Consider the following 17,487-nt stretch of genomic DNA (forward strand, 5'->3'; position numbering starts at 1 on the left):
TCCGGCGACGGCGGATACGGGCAGGTGCCGGGCCTGCCGAGCAGTCCCGTTCACCGGACCGGAAAACTAGCGGACCGGCACGGGCACGCAGAGCCGCCGGCCGGTCAGTTTTGCGTCACTACGAGCGATGTCACCTGGTGTCGACCGATGCGACACCCTCGGTGGCGACTGCCCGGAGGAGATGGCCTGATCGGGTGCGATTTCGGTCGAACATCGGAATTCACATGATCCGAATTCATCCCGCTGGGATGCGGCGGACGCTGCGCAAACGATCAAAACGGGTCGCCGATCGGCCGGGCCGGACGGACGTACGGAGGATCTCAGGGAACGCTCAGGATCCGCACCGTACCGTTGCCGCATGAGATCGCCGTTGTCGGCCGCACCGGTCCGACGGGCCCTGGCCACCCGCCCCCGCCGGATCGTCGCCGGTTCGGTGGCGGTCGTGCTGCTGGCCGCCGCCGTGCTCTGGGCGGCCCGGCCCGGCGAGGCCGGCTTCCGCGCCGAGCCCGCGATGATCACCGTGCGTTCCGGGCCGGCCGGCGACGAGCCGGTCGACCTGGACACCACCTTCTACCTGCCCGACGGCGCCTCGGCGGACCGCCGGGTGCCGGCGGTGCTGCTCGCGCACGGCTTCGGCGGCACCAAGGAGTCGGTCCGCTCCGACGCCGAGGAGCTGGCCGGCCAGGGCTACGCGGTGCTCGCCTGGACCGCGCGCGGCTTCGGCCGCAGCGGCGGCCAGATCCACCTGGACAGCCCCGACTACGAGGTGCGGGACGCGCAGCGGCTGCTGGACTGGCTGGCCGCCCGGCCCGAGGTGCGCACCGACGCCGCCGGCGACCCCCGGGTGGGGGTGGTCGGCGGCTCGTACGGCGGCGGCCTGGCCCTGCTGCTGGCGGCCCAGGACCAGCGGGTCGACGCGATCGTCCCCATGATCACCTGGAACGACCTGTCCCGCGCGTTCCTGCCGGAGAGCACCGGCGGGCCCGCCACCTCCGGCGTGTTCAAGAAGGGCTGGGCGGGGCTGTTCTTCGGCGGCGGCGGCAACGCCGGCTCCGGCCCGGCCGGACTCTCCGGCACCTCCGCCGCCCAGCCCGAGGGCAACCCGGCCTCGGCGGGGCCGCCGAGCCCGGCACCGGGCGCGGGGCCGGGCACCGGTTCGGGGCGCGCGCCGGCCGGGGCCGCCGACCCGTCCTGCGGCCGGTTCGCCGCCGACGTCTGCGCCGCGTACCTGCGGATCGCCACCACCGGGCGGGGCGACCAGGCGGCCGTGGACCTGCTCCGGCGGTCCAGCCCGGCCGGCGTGCTCGACCGGATCAAGGCGCCCACCCTGCTGGTGCAGGGCGAGGCCGACACCCTCTTCCCGCTCGCCGAGGCCGACGCCAACGCGCGTGGCATCGCCGCCGCCGGCACCCCGGTCCGGGTGGCCTGGTTCACCGGCGGCCACGACGGCGGCGACGGGCCGCGCAACGACTCCGACCGGGTGAAGTACCTGACCGTGCAGTGGCTCGACCACTACGTCAAGGGCGAGGGGGCGGCCCCCGGCGACGACTTCACGTACTCGCGGATCGCCGGTTTCGACGCCCTCGACCGTGGCCTGGTCGCCACCGGCTTCCGCACCACCGACTACCCGGGGCTGGCCGGCGACGCGCGCCGCGAGGTCGCGGTGACCGGCCCGGCCCAGCCGGTCGCCAACCCGCCCAACGGCAACCCGGCGGCCATCTCCTCCGTCCCGTTCGCCGGTGCGCTCGGCTCGCTGCTCGGCGGGGTGGCCGGCGACGTGCCCGGCCAGCACGCCCGGTTCGAGTCGGCCCCGCTGACCGAGGCGGTGGACGTGGCCGGGTCGCCGACGGTCACGCTGCGGGCCGCGTCGGCGACCGGCGAGGCGGTGCTGTTCGTCAAGCTCTACGACGTCGACCCGCAGGGCGCGGCGACGCTGCCCAACGGGCTGGTCGCCCCGGTCCGGCTCACTGGCCTGCCGGCCGAGATGGGGGCCGCGAAGCCGGTCACGGTCACCCTGCCGGCGATCGTCCGCCGGGTCGAGGCCGGGCACCGGCTGCGGGTCGTGGTCGCCACGTCCGACCAGGCGTACACGACGCCGGCCGAGCCGGCGGTCTACACCGTGGCGGCCGGCGACGGCCCGCTGGTGCTGCCGACCGTGGCCGGCGAGCCGATCCCCACCACGGCCGTCGTCTGGCGCTGGGTGCTGGCCGGGCTGCTGGCCGCCATCGCGGTCGGGCTCGTCGCGGTCGTCCTGGTCGCCCGCCGCCGGCACCGCCGCCAGGACAGCTCGGTGCATCCCGAGTACGCGGACACGCCGCTGGCCGTGCGCCAGCTCCGCAAGGAGTACGCCGACGGCTTCGTCGCCGTGTCGAACGTCGACTTCGAGGTGCACCCCGGCCAGGTCGTCGGCCTGCTCGGGCCCAACGGCGCGGGCAAGACCACCACCCTGCGGGTGCTGATGGGGCTGACCCAGCCCACCGCGGGCGAGATCTACGTCTTCGGCCGGCGGCTGGTGCCGGGCTCGCCGGTGCTGTCGCGCATCGGCGCGCTGGTCGAGGGCCCCGGCTTCCTGCCGCACCTGTCCGGCCTGGAGAACCTGAAGGCCTACTGGCGGGCCACCGGCCGGCCGTGGGCGGACGCGCACTTCGACGAGGCGCTGGAGATCGCCGGCCTGGGCGACTCGGTGCACCGGAAGACCCGCAAGTACAGCCACGGCATGCGGCAGCGCCTCGCCATCGCCCAGGCCATGCTCGGCCTGCCCGAGCTGCTGGTGCTCGACGAGCCGACGGACGGCCTGGACCCGCCGCAGATCGCGGAGATGCGTCGGGTGCTCCAGCGCTACGCCACCGACGGCCGGGCGGTGCTGGTCTCCAGCCACCTGCTCGCCGAGGTGGAACAGACCTGCACCCACGCGGTGGTGGTCAACAAGGGGCGGATCGTCGCGTCCGGCCCGGTGGAGGAGATCGTCGGCGAGTCGCCGAGCGTGCTGTTCGACGTGACCGACCCCGACGCGGCGCGCGACGTGCTGGGCCGGCTGGCCGGCGTGACCGTGCTGCCCGACGCCGAGGGCCAGCTGGTGGTGGACACCAACGGCACCGCCCGCAGCGAGGTGGTGGCCGAGCTGGTCCGGGCCGGGATCGGGGTGGACCGGGTGGTGCCGCGCCGCCGCCTGGAGGACGCGTTCCTCGCCCTGGTGGGCGAGAACTCTCGGGGAAGCGGGGACCGGTGATGGCGCAGTCGTCTTCCACGGTGGGCGCGGCGACCGGCTACCGGCCGTCGGCGACCCTGCCGTTCGCGGCGGAGTTCCGCCGGCAGGCGTCGCGGCGGCGCACCCAGCTCGCGCTCGGGTTCATGGTGCTGCTGCCGCTGATCGTGCTGGTCGCGTTCCAGTTCGACTCGGGCAACGACGACGACGGCGGCGGGGGCGAGTTCTCCAGCCTCGCCGACCTGGCCACCTCGGGTGGGCTCAACTTCACCCTGTTCTCGTTGCTGGTCTCGGCGTCGTTCCTGCTGGTCGTGGTGGTGGCCCTGTTCTGTGGCGACACGGTGGCCAGCGAGGCGAGCTGGGGCAGCCTGCGCTACCTGCTGGCCGTGCCGGTGCCCCGGGCCCGGCTGCTGGCGGTGAAGCTGCTGGTGGCGCTCGCGTACTCGGGGTTGGCCCTGCTGCTGCTCGCCGGCACCGCCCTGCTCGCGGGCACCCTCCGGTACGGCTGGGAGCCGCTGCGCAGCCAGGTCTCCGCCCAGCTCGACCCGGCGGAGGGGCTGCTGCGGTTGGCGGCCGTGCTCGGCTACCTGGCGGTCGTCCTGCTGGCGGTGGCCGGGCTCGCGTTCCTGCTCTCGGTCGTCACGGACGCGGCGCTCGGCGCGGTCGGCGGCGCGGTGCTGCTGTGGATCCTGTCCAGCATTCTCGACCAGATCACGGCGCTCGGCGGGATCCGGGCGTTCCTGCCCACCCACTACGCCAACGCCTGGCTGGGGCTGCTGTCGACGCCGGTGCAGACCGACGACCTGGTGCGCGGCTGCATTTCCGCGATCGCCTACGCCACCCTGTTCTGGTCGCTGGCCTTCTGGCGTTTCACCCGTAAGGACGTCACGAGCTGACGGCGGGGAGGGGCAGCTACCCGCCGTCGTGACCGATCGGACCCGGCGGGCAGCCGAGCGTCCGTAACCGATCAGGCGTCCGTGGTCGATCGGGCCTGACGCTCGTCCTCCGTGACCGATCCTGCCTGGCGTGGAGGTCGCGTCGAGCCGGTGTGCTGGTGGTGACGCCCTGCGTCTCACATGCCGTGGGAGCGTTCCCACGGAGAGGGACAAGTATCGACCTTATCAAATTCTTACCGCATTCTAGCTGCATTGACTTCTGTCACTGGAGGTGTGGTATGAACATTGACCGACTTGGCGGTCCCGTCCTGTCCCTGTTCCGCATGGTGATTGGCCTGCTCTTCCTGTTCCACGGCCTGTCGTCGCTGTTCGGTGTCTTCGGCGGTGCGCGAGGAACCGGTCAGGCGGTTCCGCTCGGCACCTGGCCAGGCTGGTACGCGGCCCTGATCCAGGCCGTCTGCGGCGCGCTGGTGCTGGCCGGGCTGTTCACCCGACCCGCCGCGCTGCTCGCCTCGGGCTCGATGGCGTACGCGTACTTCGTGGTGCACCAGCCGGAGGGGCTGCTGCCGCTGCGCAACGGCGGCGAACTGTCCGCGCTGTTCTGCTGGTCGTTCGTGCTCATCGCGGTGCTCGGCCCCGGGACGTGGGCCGTCGACACCCTGCTGGGCCGCCGCCGGGAGCCGGCCGTCGCGGCGCCCGCCCCGAGCAAGCGCTCGGTGCCTGCCTGACCCGACCGCCCGCCCCGCGGCGCCCCGACCTTGGACAGTTGTCGTTCACGACAGACAGGAACTGTCCAAGAATCGCCAGGCGGCACCGCGGGGCGGGCGGAAATTCGTCCGGGGTGGCCGAGTGGCTCACCTCCGAGAGCGTGCCCCCGGTCCGGCCGGTGGAATGGTCAGATCCCCCCGCACACCCGCCAGCCGCCGCCTTCCTCGACCAGGATGAGGACCTGCTCCCGTCCGGCGGCGGTGACGGTCACCTCGGCCCGGGACTGGCTGCCGGTGCTGCTGCTCACCTCGGTGGCGGTGACCCGGTAGTTGCCCAGGGCCGGCTCGGCCGCCCGGGCCCGGGCGAACTCCTCCTCGGTCACCTGGCTGCGCAGCTCGTCGCAGAGCCGGGCGTACGCGGCCGGGTGGTCGCCGGCCCGCACGTCGTCGAGGTAGGCGGTCGCGGCGTCCCGGGCGGGCGCGGTCGCGCCCTGCACGGTGCGGAAGAACCAGACGCCGCTGGCGGTGAACGCGCCGGCGCAGCAGAGCAGCGCCACGACGGCGGCCACGATGATCACGGTCCGGGTCGTCCGGCCGGTTTTGTGGGGCTTCGGGGGCGGCCCGGACAGGCCGGGACTCTGGGGCGGCCCGGGCGTGCCGGGCGACGGGGGGTAGGTCACGCCGTCAGGCTAGAAACCGCAGGCCACCCGCCCTTCCGGAAGCCTCGGAAGTTGTCGCTTTGAGTGGCGACGACAGTGCGGAGAGCGACGATGTGACCAAGTCGGCACCCCCGATCCGGCCCATACGCTGGGAAGCTCGGGTGGCGGTCGCCGCGATCCGCCGTAGACTCGGCGGCACAACTGAATACCTCATCCAGAGGGGCAGAGGGATACGGCCCGACGAAGCCCCGGCAACCACCCGTGCGTTCGATGACGAGCCGCGCGGACAGGTGCCAATTCCGTCCCCGCCGCAGGGTGCGATGCGGGGAAAGATGAGAGGACCTCCTCGACATGACGTCGACCCTCGCCGCGCCCGGCATCGACACCACCGCCAGCCCCGCCCGCGCCCTGGTCTGCCGCGCCTGTTCGGCGCGCTACCCGCTCGCCGCGCAGCACGCCTGCTACGAGTGTTTCGGCCCCCTCGAAGTCGACTACGACGCGGCGGCCCTGGCCCGGGTCACCCGCGAGCAGATCGAGGCCGGCCCGCAGAACCTCTGGCGGTACGCCGCCCTCCTGCCCGCCGGCCAGGACCCGGCCACCCGGGTGACCGTGGACCCGGGGCTGACCCCGCTGGTCGCCGCCGGCAACCTCGCCGCCGAGCTGGGCATCACCGCCCCCCTCTGGGTCAAGGACGACAGCGCCAACCCCACCCACTCGTTCAAGGACCGGGTGGTGTCGGTGGCGCTCACCGCCGCCCGGGCGCTCGGCTTCACCCGGTTCGCCTGCGCGTCGACCGGCAACCTGGCCAACTCGGTCGCCGCCCACGCGGCCCGCGCCGGTGCCCCGTCGATCGTGTTCATCCCCAGCGACCTGGAGCCGGGCAAGGTGGTGACCACCGCCGTCTACGGCGGGGAGCTGGTCGCCATCGACGGCTCGTACGACGACGTGAACCGGCTCTGCGGCGAGCTGGTGGAGACCGACGAGTTCGAGGACACGGCCTTCGTCAACGTCAACGTCCGGCCCTACTACGCGGAGGGCTCCAAGACCCTCGGGTACGAGGTGGCCGAGCAGCTCGGCTGGCGGATCCCGGCCCAGGTGGTCATCCCGATGGCGAGCGGCGAGCTGCTCACCAAGATCGACAAGGCGTTCAGCGAGCTGGTCGAGATCGGCCTCGTCGAGGCCCCGGCCGGCGGCTGGAAGGTGTTCGGGGCGCAGTCGGCCGGCTGCAACCCGATCGCGGCGGCCCTGCACGCCGACACCGACACCATCACCCCGGTCAAGCCGACCGGCATCGCCAAGTCGCTGAACATCGGCGACCCCGCCGCCGGCCTCTACGCGCTGGAGGCCGTGCGACGCACCGGCGGGTGGATGGAGTACGTCGACGACGACGAGATCCGCGCGGGCATCCGGCTGCTGGCCCGTACCACCGGGATCTTCGCCGAGACCGCCGGCGGGGTGACCGTGGCGGTGCTGCGCAAGCTGGTCGAGTCCGGCCGGCTCGACCCGACGGCGGAGACCGTCGTGTTCAACACCGGCGAGGGGCTCAAGACCATCGACGCCGTCGCCCCGCAGGTCGGCCCGACCCACCGGATCAAGCCCTCGCTGCGCGCCGCCCGCGACGCCGGCCTGCTCGGCTGAGTCCCCGTCCGGCCCGGGCCGCCGTGCCGGGTCGAGAGCTTGATCGACTCCGGGTCGGCGACATGGGGGCATCCGCCCGCCGGGACACCCCCATGTCGCCGACATCGCGCGCCTTCACGAAGGGCGCCGATCCGTCGGGTAACCGACGTTTTGCCCTCCGTACGCAAAAACCCGCCGCCGAGGACTTGACGGCAGGAACCGGACGGCGCAAGATGCTCCGTGCGGGAGGGCGTTTCGCCGTAGACTTTAAGTTCTTACGACCCAACGCCGGAGGCGTTGTGCGATCGTCCCTCCCGACCAACGTCCGATCGGGCCAGCGGAAAATTCGCTGGCCCGATCGTCTTTCCCCGGCCACCCTCGGCCCATGGGCATCACCATCACCCCGATCGACCCGGCGGACCAGGGCGCGGTCGACGCCGCGTACGGGATCCGGGCCGCCGCCGACCAGGCGGACGTCCCCGACTTCCCGCCGCTGTGCCGGCAGCGCTTCGAGGCGGCGGTCCGGCACCCGATGCCGGGCAACGTGCCGGTCTGGGCGCTGGCCCGGCTCGACGGCGCGCCGGCCGGCTACCTCGCCCTGGACCTGCCGCAGCTCGACAACACCGACAACGCCACCGTCGACCTGTTCGTGCACCCGGCGCACCGGCGGCGCGGGGTCGGCCGGGCCCTGCACGCGCACGGCGTGGAGCTGCTGCGCGAGCGGGGGCGCAAGCGGGTGATCGGCGCGACCGTCGCGGCCCTGCCCGGCGGGCCGGCGCGCGGCGGGGCCGGCGGGGCGTTCGCCGCCACCACGGGGGCGCGGGCGGTGCTCGCCGAGGTCCGCCGCCGCCTCGACACCACCCGGCTCGACCAGGCCGCGCTCGACGCGGCGCTGGCCGACGCCCGGTCCCGCGCCGCCGGCTACCGCACGGTCCGCTGGCAGGGCGCGGCCCCGCAGGAGTACGTCGCCGACGTCGCCCACCTCGACGGCCGGCTGATGGCCGACGCGCCCCTGGGCGAGATGGAGTGGGAGCCGGAGCGCGTCGACGTCGAGCGGATCCGGGGCGTCGAGCGGGCGTTGGACGCGCGGGGCCGCCGCCGCTACCACCACGGGGCGGTGCACGCCGCGTCCGGGCGGCTGGTCGCCTGGACGACGATCGACGTCGGCCCCAACGTGCCGTGGCACGCGTGGCAGCAGACCACCATCGTCGACCCGGCGCACCGGGGCCACCGGCTCGGGCTGCTCGTCAAGGTCGAGAACCTGCGGTACGCGCTCGCCCACGAGCCGGGGCTGCGCGCGGTGGACACCTTCAACGCGCAGGCCAACACGTACATGATCGCCATCAACGAGGCGCTCGGGTTCCGCCCGGTCGACGCCTGGACCGACTGGCAGCTCACCCTCTGACCGCCGGCCGGCGGCGGGGTCGGCGGGCGGCCGGCGGCGTCCGCCGACCCTACTGCCCGCAGGCCGGCTGCGGCATGATGGCGGGCATGACGGAGACCCCGCATCCCGAGTACGACAAGCACGCCGACACCCTGCACCGGGCGCTGACCGCGATCACGGAGCGCGGGTACTGGTCCGCCTATCCCGAGTCACCCAGCCCCCGGGTCTACGGCGAGACCGCCGCCGCCGACGGCAAGGCCGCGTTCGAGGCGTACCTGAACGGCGACTTCCCGCTCGACCAGCCCGGCACCGGCGACCGGGTCGCCACCGAGGCCAGCCCCTTCGGGCTGGAGCTGAACGTGCGCTACCCGCACCCGGGCGCCGACGAGCTGGTGGCCGCCGCCTCCGCGGCCCTGCCCGCCTGGCGCGACGCCGGCCCGCAGGCCCGCGCGGGCATCTGCCTGGAGATCCTCGACCGGCTGCACAAGCACGTCTTCGAGCTGGCCAACGCGGTGCAGTTCACCAGCGGCCAGGCGTTCGTGATGGCCTTCCAGGCCGGCGGCGCGCACGCGCTGGACCGCGCCCTCGAAGCGGTCGCCTACGCGTACGCGGAGATGACCCGCCACCCGGGGACGGCCGGCTGGGAGAAGGCCGCCGGCAAGGGCGACCCGCTGCGGATGACCAAGACGTTCCACGTGGTGCCGCGCGGGGTGGCCCTGGTGATCGGCTGCAACACCTTCCCGACCTGGAACTCCTACCCCGGGCTGTTCGCCTCGCTGGTCACCGGCAACCCGGTGGTCGTCAAGCCGCACCCCCGCGCGGTGCTGCCGCTCGCGATCACCGTGAAGTACGCCCGCGAGGTGCTCGCCGAGGCCGGCTTCGACCCCAACCTGGTGCTGCTCGCCCCCGAGGCCCCCGGCGAGAAGCTCGCCACCACCCTCGCCCTGCACCCGGCCGTGAAGATCGTCGACTTCACCGGCTCCACCGAGTACGGCGACTGGCTGGAGGCCAACGCCCGGCAGGCGACGGTCTACACGGAGAAGGCCGGCCTGAACACGGTGGTGATCGACTCCACCGACGACTTCGCGGGGCTGTGCCGCAACCTCGGCTTCACGCTGACCCTCTACAGTGGCCAGATGTGCACCACCTCGCAGAACATCCTCATCCCCGCCGGGGGCATCGACACCGACCAGGGGCACAAGAGCTTCGACGAGGTGGCCGCCGGGATCGCCGCCGCCGTGGGCAAGCTCACCGCCGACCCGGCCCGGGGCGTCGAGCTGACCGGCGCGATCGTCAACGACGGGGTGCTGGAGCGCCTCGACGAGGTCACCAAGGTCGGGGCGGCGGTGCTGGAGTCGCGTACCGTCGAGCACCCCGCCTTCCCCGGCGCGGTGGTGCGGACGCCGACCATCGTCAAGCTGGCCGCCGCCGACACCGCGACGTACGGCCGGGAGTGGTTCGGGCCGATCTCGTTCGTGATCGCCACCGACTCCACCGCGCACAGCCTGGAGCTCCTGCGCGCCACCGTGGGCGAGTCCGGGGCGCTGACCGCCGCCGTCTACTCGACCGACCCGGCGGTGCTGGACGCGGCCGAGGCGGCGGCGATCGACGTCGGGGTGCACCTGTCGTGCAACCTGACCGGCGGCGTCTTCGTCAACCAGTCGGCGGCGTTCTCCGACTTCCACGGCAGCGGCGCCAACGCGGCGGCGAACGCGGCGCTGACCGACGGCGCGTACGTGGCGAACCGGTTCCGCATCGTCCAGAGCCGCCGCCCCGCCTGAGGTGCAAGAGGGGCCCCTTGTCAACGCCTTCTGTTGCACAGGGGCCCCTGCAGCACCTCCGCCTCAGGCCGGGCGGCGCATCTGCAGCTCGCGCAGGGCGGGGAGCCTCGGGTGCGGGACCCGCACGCCCGTGTCGACGAAGCCCAGCCTCCGGTACGCCCGGTGGGCGCGGTCGTTGCCGACGACGACCTCCAGCATCAGCTCCGGCCGACCGCACTCCCGGGACCAGGCGGCGACCCCCTCGATCAGCGCGGCGAGCAGCCCGGTGCCGCGCCGGGCCGGCGTGACGTAGACGGCGTAGACGACGGTGAGGCCGGGCTCGTCCGCCGAGACCGTCCCGCCGGCGTGCCCGAGGAGTCGCCCGGCCGGGCCGCCGGGCCGGTCCGCGCCGGGGTCGGCGACGAACTGGGCGGTGTGCCGGCCGCTGGCGACCGACGCGACGCGGGCCGCGTACTCGGCGTGCGGGCGGGCGGCGGCCTCCGCCAGGGTCTCCAGGAAGGCCAGCGGCGCGTCGGCGAGCATCTCCAGCCGCAGCGCCCGCATCCGGGCCGCGTCCGGCAGGGTCACCCGGCGTACGTCGGCTGCCCGTGCGGCGGTGTCGGCCGTCCCCGTCGGGGCGCTGCCCGGGTCGGTCGGCGGGCGGGAAACTGCTGTCATCCCGCATACCTATCGCAGTGATGGCCGCCTATGCAGTGCCGGGTTGAGGTCGGTCCGTTATAGCCCCATTTGTGGCCGTGCGCCATCGTCACTCCTCGTGTAGCGTGCGATTTCGGTCACTGGTTTCCCGGTCGGCGCAGACGGGTGAAACCGGTGTTCCCGGGGCCGCCGGTTCCGTCGGCGTACCCGCTCGTGGAAGGCCGCGCGACGTTAGGAAGTGCACCGTGGCACAGGGCACCGTGAAGTGGTTCAACGCCGAGAAGGGCTACGGCTTCATCGCCGTCGACGGCGGGCAGGACGTCTTCGTCCACTTCTCCGCCATCGAGATGGACGGCTACAAGGCGCTGGACGACGGGCAGCGCGTGGAGTTCGAGATCGCCCAGGGGCAGAAGGGGCCGCAGGCCGAGCGCGTACGCGTCGTCGCCTGACCGCCCGACCGCTGGGGCCCGCGGGCGGGCGGGCCGCCGGTGGCGGGCGGAGCGCGCCGCCCCCGGGCGGAGCGCGTCGCCCCGGGGCGGCGGAGGCGGGCCGGGCCAGGGAAGATCGTGAGCCGTTCCGGCGTCGCCGCTGAGGAGGGCCCGTGTCCCAGCCACCCCCACCCGATCGATCCCTCCCGGGGCCCGAGGGGCCGGCTGCGGTCGGTCCCCCGCCCGTCCGGCACCCCACCGGGTTCCCGGGCCAGCAGCCCTATCCCGGCCAGCAGCCCCACCCCGGCCCGGTGCTACCGCCGGCGCACGCCGTGCCGTACCCGCCGGGCCACCCGTTTCCGCCGGGCTACGCGGTGCCGTGGCCGCCGCCCGGCTACGACCCGGCGGACCCGCTGGTCACCCTGCCCGGGGAAGGGCTGAGCGGGTGGTTCTCCCGGTGCTCCGGCGCGCTGCGCCGCAGCTGGCGGCTGCTCGTGCCGGTCCTGGCCCTCACCCATGCCCTGCCGACGTTCCTGCTGCTGTTGGCGACCGTGCCGCTGTACCCGCTGCCGCCGCTGGAGCCCACCGCGCCCGGCGAGCCGCCGCCCCCACTGCCCGACGGCTACCTCGGTGACCTCGGCGTCTTCCTCGCCGCGATGATCGGCCTCGGCTGCCTGCTCGGGTTCGTCGAGGCGGTCGGCTGGGCCGCCGGCACCCGCGTGGTGGCGCGGCAGGCCGCGGGCGAGCCGGCGTCGGTGGGCGACGCCCTGGCGTACGGCCTGCGCCGGGCCCCGGCGCTGTGGGGCTGGACGGTGGTCTACGTCCTGCTGATGCTGGTCGGATTCGTGCTGTGCTACCTGCCCGGCCTGTACGTGATGGCCGCGCTGAGCCTGTTCGGCCCCGTGCTGCTGTTCGAGGGCGGCGCCCCGCTCGGCCGGGCCCGGCAGATGTTCCACGCCCGCCTCGGGCCCGTGCTCGGGCGGATGGCGCTGGTCGGGTTCGCCGCCTCCCTCGCGTCCATGGTCGTGGCCCCGATCCAGGTCGCGACCGTCCTCTTCGCCGACCCGGCCGACGCCGCCTCGCTGGACGGCTGGAACGTCGCGTACGCCGTGGGCGCCGCCCTGGTCGCGGTGCCGGTGGCCCTGGTCTACCTGGTCGGCCTGGTCGTCACGTACGCCGAGCAGCGGGCGTACGAGGGTCCGGTTACCGCCGCCCGGCTGGCGGGTGAAATCGGCTGAACCGCTGGGCCGGGTCGCGCTGGTCAGGCGGGGTCGACCCGGCCCGTCCGCCGCATCGTGCTTGCACTCGGCAGGGCAGAGTGCTAAACAAGTCATTGGCACTCGCCTTGGGTGAGTGCCAATGGTCGGGACGGTGGGGCCACGGCCGCACGGCGGACATCCGTCGGGTGGCACATGGCCGGTCGTCGCGGGCTATCCGGCCCGGCCGAGGAGACGTCGTCGTCGCCAGGTGGCGACGTCCCAAGGTGCGTACACCAGGCGGCCCATCCGGGACACACACTCGGGTGGCCCGTGAGTGTCCAGGAGGACAACGCCGTATGGCCAAGATGATCGCGTTCGACGAAGAGGCTCGCCGCGGCCTCGAGCGGGGCATGAACCAGCTCGCCGACGCCGTGAAGGTGACCCTCGGCCCGAAGGGCCGCAACGTGGTGCTCGAGAAGAAGTGGGGTGCCCCCACCATCACCAACGATGGTGTGAGCATCGCCAAGGAGATCGAGCTCGAGGACCCGTACGAGAAGATCGGCGCCGAGCTGGTCAAGGAGGTCGCCAAGAAGACCGACGACGTGGCCGGTGACGGCACGACGACGGCGACCGTCCTGGCCCAGGCCCTGGTCCGCGAGGGCCTGCGCAACGTGGCCGCCGGCGCCAACCCGATGGCCCTGAAGCGGGGCATCGAGGCCGCCGTGGCCAGCGTCTCGGAGGAGCTGTCCAAGCTCGCCAAGGACGTCGAGACCAAGGAGCAGATCGCCTCCACCGCCTCCATCTCCGCCGGTGACAGCACCGTCGGCGAGATCATCGCCGAGGCGATGGACAAGGTCGGCAAGGAAGGCGTCATCACCGTCGAGGAGAGCAACACCTTCGGCCTGGAGCTCGAGCTCACCGAGGGCATGCGCTTCGACAAGGGCTACATCTCCGCGTACTTCATGACCGACCCGGAGCGCATGGAGGCCGTCTTCGACGAGCCCTACATCCTGATCGCCAACAGCAAGATCTCGTCGGTGAAGGACCTGCTCCCGATCCTGGAGAAGGTCATGCAGTCGGGCAAGCCGCTGCTGATCATCGCCGAGGACGTGGAGGGCGAGGCCCTGCCGACCCTGGTGGTCAACAAGGTCAAGGGCGTCTTCAAGTCCGCGGCCGTCAAGGCCCCCGGCTTCGGCGACCGCCGCAAGGCCATGCTGACCGACATCGCCATCCTCACCGGTGGTCAGGTCATCAGCGAGGAGCTCGGCCTCAAGCTGGAGGCCGCCGGCCTCGACATGCTGGGCCGCGCCCGCAAGGTCGTGGTGACCAAGGACGAGACCACCATCGTCGACGGTGCCGGCGACGCCGAGCAGATCCAGGGCCGGGTCAACCAGATCCGGGCCGAGATCGACAAGAGCGACTCCGACTACGACCGCGAGAAGCTGCAGGAGCGCCTGGCCAAGCTGGCCGGCGGTGTTGCGGTGATCAAGGTCGGCGCGGCCACCGAGGTCGAGCTGAAGGAGCGCAAGCACCGCATCGAGGACGCTGTCCGCAACGCGAAGGCCGCCGTCGAGGAGGGCATCGTCCCGGGTGGTGGCGTCGCGCTGGTGCAGGCCGGCAAGACCGCCTTCGACAAGCTGGACCTGACCGGCGACGAGGCCACCGGCGCGCAGATCGTCAAGATCGCGCTGGACGCCCCGCTGCGGCAGATCGCCGTCAACGCCGGCCTCGAGGGTGGCGTCGTCGTCGAGCGCGTCCGCAACCTGGACGCCGGCCACGGCCTCAACGCCGCCAGCGGCGAGTACGTGGACCTGCTGGCCGCCGGCATCATCGACCCGGCCAAGGTGACCCGGTCGGCGCTGCAGAACGCCTCGTCGATCGCGGCGCTCTTCCTCACCACCGAGGCCGTCGTCGCGGACAAGCCGGAGAAGACCCCGGCCGCCGCGGCTGGCCCGGGCGGCGGGGACATGGACTTCTGAGTCCAGCCCCACCCGAGTTCAGCTACACCGCACGTCGAAGGGGCGGGTCGCGTCAGCGGCCCGCCCCTTCCGCGTCGCGCCGGCCCACCACCGCCGGTGACCCCCACCTCGGCGACACGCCCGCCGACGGCTCTCACGTCGGCAGGGGCGGCTGGTCGCGTCGCCTCCCGGCCCGGCCGGACGGCCGGCGAATGCGGATCGGCTCGTCGACGCGGAGCGGCTCGTCGACCAGGACCACCGGCTCCTCGGCCGCGAGCGCGTCGCCCCCGGCCATCTCCGCCAACTGCTCGGCGTCGCCGTAGTCCAGCCGGTCGAACGGCAGTTGCCCCGCGATCTCCTCGACCGGCACCCAGGCGGCGGGGCGCAGGTCGTCGGCCTGTGCGTCGTCCGTGGTCATCGCTGCCTCCTCACCTCGACGGTAGGTGGCCGTCGATGGCCGGGACGGCCGAACGGCGCTATCCGCCCCCGTGCCCGTTTCGCCCCTCAGCGCGCCGCGCTGACAGCGGCGTACGCGTCGACCAGGCCGGCCCCGGCGATGTTCGCGTCGCCGCCGCAGGCGTCCGCCGGCTTGCGGGAGGCGTACGTCGCCCCGGCCGGGACGGCGGTGTCACGCAGGATCCGGCGGGTGCGCTCCAGGTCCCCGATCAGCGCCGGGTTCGCCGACCACATCAGCGCCACCACGCCCGCGACCTGCGGGGCCGCCATCGACGTGCCGTCCAGCGTGGCGTACCCGCCGCCCGGCATCGCGGAGAGCACCCCCACGCCCGGGGCGACCACGTCCGGCTTCGCCGCGCCGGGCACCGGCCCCCGGCTGGAGAAGTCGGCGACCTGGCGGTCCCGGTCGGTCGCCCCGACGGTGAACACGTCCGGGTACGTCGCCGGCGGGTCCTCGATCGACCGGCAGTACGGCCCGGTGTTGCCGGCCGCCGCGACCACGAAGATGCCGGCCGCGTCCAGCGCGTCGGCCGCCGGCCGCAGCGCCGCCGGGTCGCAGCCCTCGATCGGCGGGCAGCCCCACGAGTTCGTCAGCACCTGCGGGGCCCGCTCCGGACGCCCGTCGGTGAACGGGTCGCCGCCCGCCGGGAACGGGGCCAGCATGAACTGGAGGCAGTCGAGGTAGCGCGCCGGGCTGCCGAGGTTGCGGTCCAGGTTGACGCAGCCGACCCAGCTCGCCCCGGGGGCCACCCCGATCCCGTCCCGCCCGACGGCGCTGCCCGTCGTGTGGGTGCCGTGGCCGCCCTGGTCGGTCGGCGCGCGGGTGTGGTCCCACGGGTCGTACCAGGAGTCGTCGCCGCCCCGGAAGCCGCCGGCCAGCGCCGGGTGCCGCCCGTCCACCCCGGAGTCGGAGCTGCCGACCACGATGCCGGCCCCGGTCACGCCGAGCTGCGACCAGACCCGGTCGGCGCGGAGCAGGGAGACGTTCCAGGCCGGCCCGGAGGGTGCCGGCTGATCGCCCCGGCTGGTCGGTGCCCCGGCCGGCAGCGGGCGCAGCCGCTGGCTCAGCAGCACCCGGTCCACCTCCGGGCGGCGCGACAACCAGGCCCGCACCGCCGGCCCGCCGTCCACCTCGATCGCGTTGACCAGGTAGTACGGCGTCGGGTCGAGCCCCAGCCGGGTCAGGTCGCGGCGCAGCCCCGCCTGGGTGCGCTCGGCCGTGGCCACCAGCCGCCGGTAGACCTCCCGGGCACGGGCGTCCCGGCCCGCCTGACCCGCCCCGCCGGCCGGCACGCCGCCCAGGTCGGCCTGCTCGCGCAGCACCACCAGCAGCCGCTCGCCGTGCAGGCCGGGCTGGCCGGGGCCGAGGTAGACCAGCGCCGCCCCGGCGAGCAGCACCCCGGCGGTCGCCGCCGCCACCGGCCGGCTCGGCGCGCGGCCACGCGGGCGGGCCAGCAGCACGCCGTACGCGATCGCCAGGAGCGCGGCCACCGCGAGCCCGGCGGCGGCCGCGACCGCCACCCAGAACGGCACGTCCCGGGTGGCCGCCAGGAGCAGGGTGATCTCCTCCGGGTCGGCGAAGGCCAGCGGCCCGAACGCGGCGAGCCCGACCAGCCAGCGCACGGGCGCGGTGCCGGCGGACCCGCCGGCCCGCAGCGCGGGCGCCTGGAGGGCGGCCAGCGCGAAGCCGAGCGGCGGCAGGGTCAGCAGGGCGGGCAGCTGCGCGCCGGACTGCCCGGTGCCGGCGGCGAGCAGCAGCAGCGCCACCCCGGCCACCAGGCCGCCGACCAGCACCAGCCGCGCCGGCCGGTGCGGCGGCCCGCCCGCGAGGTGCGCCCAGAACCGGGCGTCGAGCAGCGCCCCGGCGAGGACGCCGACGGCCGCCGCGGCCGCCGCCGCGAGCCCGGTCTCCAGCAGCCCGCCGAGCGCGCCGAACCACGCCCAGGGCAGCAGCGTCGCCAGCCCGGCGGCCACCGCCAGCCAGGTCACGGCCGCCTGCGCCGCCGGTACGGTCCGGGGCGAACCGGCCGGGGCGGCGGGCCCGGCAGGCGCGTCGGGGTCGTGCGGCCGGTCGGGGTTGGCTGCCGGCGGCGTCGGCGCAGGGGCGGGCGCGGGGGCCGGCGCGGGGCCCCGGACCAGCCGGGGCAGCACCACGGCGAGCAGGACGGCCGTCGCCGCCAGCGCGGCCAGGTACGCCTCGTGGTGCACCGGCGGCAGGGCGCGCAGGCCGGTGAGCGCGCCGAGGGCGAGCAGCCCGGCGAGCCAGGCCCGGCCGGTGGCCCGGACCGCCCCGGAGCGGGGCAGCAGGGCCAGCAGCAGCGCCGGCACCGCGGCCAGCAGCACCGTCACGGCGGCGACCACCGGCCACAGCCAGACCACCCGGTCCAGGCCGGTGGCGAGCCGGACCTGGTCGGCCAGCCAGCCGACCAGCTCACCCGGCACGGCGACCGCGACCGTCCAGCACCCGACCAGCACCGCCGCCACCACGGGCCACGGGCCGGGGCGGGCCGGCGGGACGGCCATGGGCGGCGGAAAGGGACGACCTGCGTACGGACCGACCT

At 74.5% G+C, this 17,487-nt stretch carries 13 protein-coding genes and 1 riboswitch; of the genes, 9 read left to right on the forward strand and 4 right to left on the reverse strand.

From position 1 onward, the window contains the following. Positions 1-358: 358 nt before the first annotated feature. From TK50_RS17740 to TK50_RS17750, 3 genes are all read left to right on the forward strand, one after another. Positions 359-3,229 carry an alpha/beta fold hydrolase gene (locus tag TK50_RS17740; RefSeq protein WP_043965164.1) on the forward strand — a complete coding sequence of 957 codons (2,871 nt, stop codon included), beginning with the start codon at positions 359-361 and terminating at the stop codon, positions 3,227-3,229. Continuing rightward, positions 3,229-4,101: an ABC transporter permease subunit gene (locus TK50_RS17745; RefSeq protein ID WP_043965166.1), complete on the forward strand. Its 873-nt coding sequence runs from the start codon at positions 3,229-3,231 to the stop codon at positions 4,099-4,101. The genes TK50_RS17740 and TK50_RS17745 overlap by 1 nt, the downstream gene beginning before the upstream one ends. Before the next feature lie 278 nt (positions 4,102-4,379). Continuing rightward, positions 4,380-4,829 (forward strand): DoxX family protein, encoded by a 450-nt coding sequence (locus tag TK50_RS17750; protein ID WP_043965169.1) that lies wholly within the window; start codon positions 4,380-4,382, stop codon positions 4,827-4,829. Positions 4,830-4,996: 167 nt separating this feature from the next. Here TK50_RS17750 and TK50_RS17755 read toward each other — a convergent pair whose 3' ends face one another. Further along, on the reverse strand, positions 4,997-5,488 hold the full coding sequence (locus TK50_RS17755) for an Rv0361 family membrane protein (RefSeq protein ID WP_387161690.1): 492 nt from the start codon (positions 5,486-5,488) through the stop codon (positions 4,997-4,999). Between the two features lie 186 nt (positions 5,489-5,674). After that, positions 5,675-5,806, forward strand: a riboswitch (SAM riboswitch). Positions 5,807-5,818: 12 nt separating this feature from the next. Here TK50_RS17755 and thrC point away from each other — a divergent pair. From thrC to paaN, 3 genes are all read left to right on the forward strand, one after another. After that, on the forward strand, positions 5,819-7,105 hold the full coding sequence (gene thrC / locus TK50_RS17760) for a threonine synthase (protein ID WP_043965173.1): 1,287 nt from the start codon (positions 5,819-5,821) through the stop codon (positions 7,103-7,105). A gap of 364 nt (positions 7,106-7,469) precedes the next feature. Next, positions 7,470-8,489, forward strand: a complete 1,020-nt coding sequence (locus TK50_RS17765) for a GNAT family N-acetyltransferase (RefSeq protein ID WP_043965176.1) — start codon at positions 7,470-7,472, stop codon at positions 8,487-8,489. Positions 8,490-8,575: 86 nt separating this feature from the next. Next, on the forward strand, positions 8,576-10,249 hold the full coding sequence (gene paaN, locus TK50_RS17770; protein ID WP_199486091.1) for a phenylacetic acid degradation protein PaaN: 1,674 nt from the start codon (positions 8,576-8,578) through the stop codon (positions 10,247-10,249). Between the two features lie 63 nt (positions 10,250-10,312). On the opposite strand, the gene TK50_RS17775 is transcribed toward paaN, so the two are convergent. After that, on the reverse strand, positions 10,313-10,792 hold the full coding sequence (locus TK50_RS17775) for a GNAT family N-acetyltransferase (protein WP_043966445.1): 480 nt from the start codon (positions 10,790-10,792) through the stop codon (positions 10,313-10,315). A 338-nt stretch (positions 10,793-11,130) separates the two neighbouring features. Here TK50_RS17775 and TK50_RS17780 point away from each other — a divergent pair, with 338 nt between their 5' ends. From TK50_RS17780 to groL, 3 genes are all read left to right on the forward strand, one after another. Further along, complete coding sequence (locus TK50_RS17780) at positions 11,131-11,334, forward strand: cold-shock protein (RefSeq protein WP_007073263.1); 204 nt, start codon at positions 11,131-11,133, stop codon at positions 11,332-11,334. 152 nt (positions 11,335-11,486) lie between these two features. Next, a complete protein-coding gene (locus TK50_RS17785) occupies positions 11,487-12,551 on the forward strand; it encodes a hypothetical protein (RefSeq protein WP_144420321.1) in 1,065 nt (354 codons plus the stop codon). A 317-nt stretch (positions 12,552-12,868) separates the two neighbouring features. Continuing rightward, positions 12,869-14,491: a chaperonin GroEL gene (gene groL, locus TK50_RS17790; protein ID WP_043965179.1), complete on the forward strand. Its 1,623-nt coding sequence runs from the start codon at positions 12,869-12,871 to the stop codon at positions 14,489-14,491. A gap of 133 nt (positions 14,492-14,624) precedes the next feature. Here the strand turns inward: groL and TK50_RS17795 are convergent, their stop codons facing one another. Together TK50_RS17795 and TK50_RS17800 are read right to left on the reverse strand one after the other, a co-directional pair. After that, positions 14,625-14,888 carry a hypothetical protein gene (locus tag TK50_RS17795; protein WP_082106443.1) on the reverse strand — a complete coding sequence of 88 codons (264 nt, stop codon included), beginning with the start codon at positions 14,886-14,888 and terminating at the stop codon, positions 14,625-14,627. A gap of 86 nt (positions 14,889-14,974) precedes the next feature. Beyond that, positions 14,975-17,449 carry a S8 family serine peptidase gene (locus TK50_RS17800; RefSeq protein WP_144420322.1) on the reverse strand — a complete coding sequence of 825 codons (2,475 nt, stop codon included), beginning with the start codon at positions 17,447-17,449 and terminating at the stop codon, positions 14,975-14,977. Positions 17,450-17,487 lie beyond the last annotated feature (38 nt).

It is taken from the genome of Micromonospora haikouensis (genome assembly GCF_000876225.1).
Lineage (GTDB): Bacteria > Actinomycetota > Actinomycetes > Mycobacteriales > Micromonosporaceae > Micromonospora > Micromonospora haikouensis.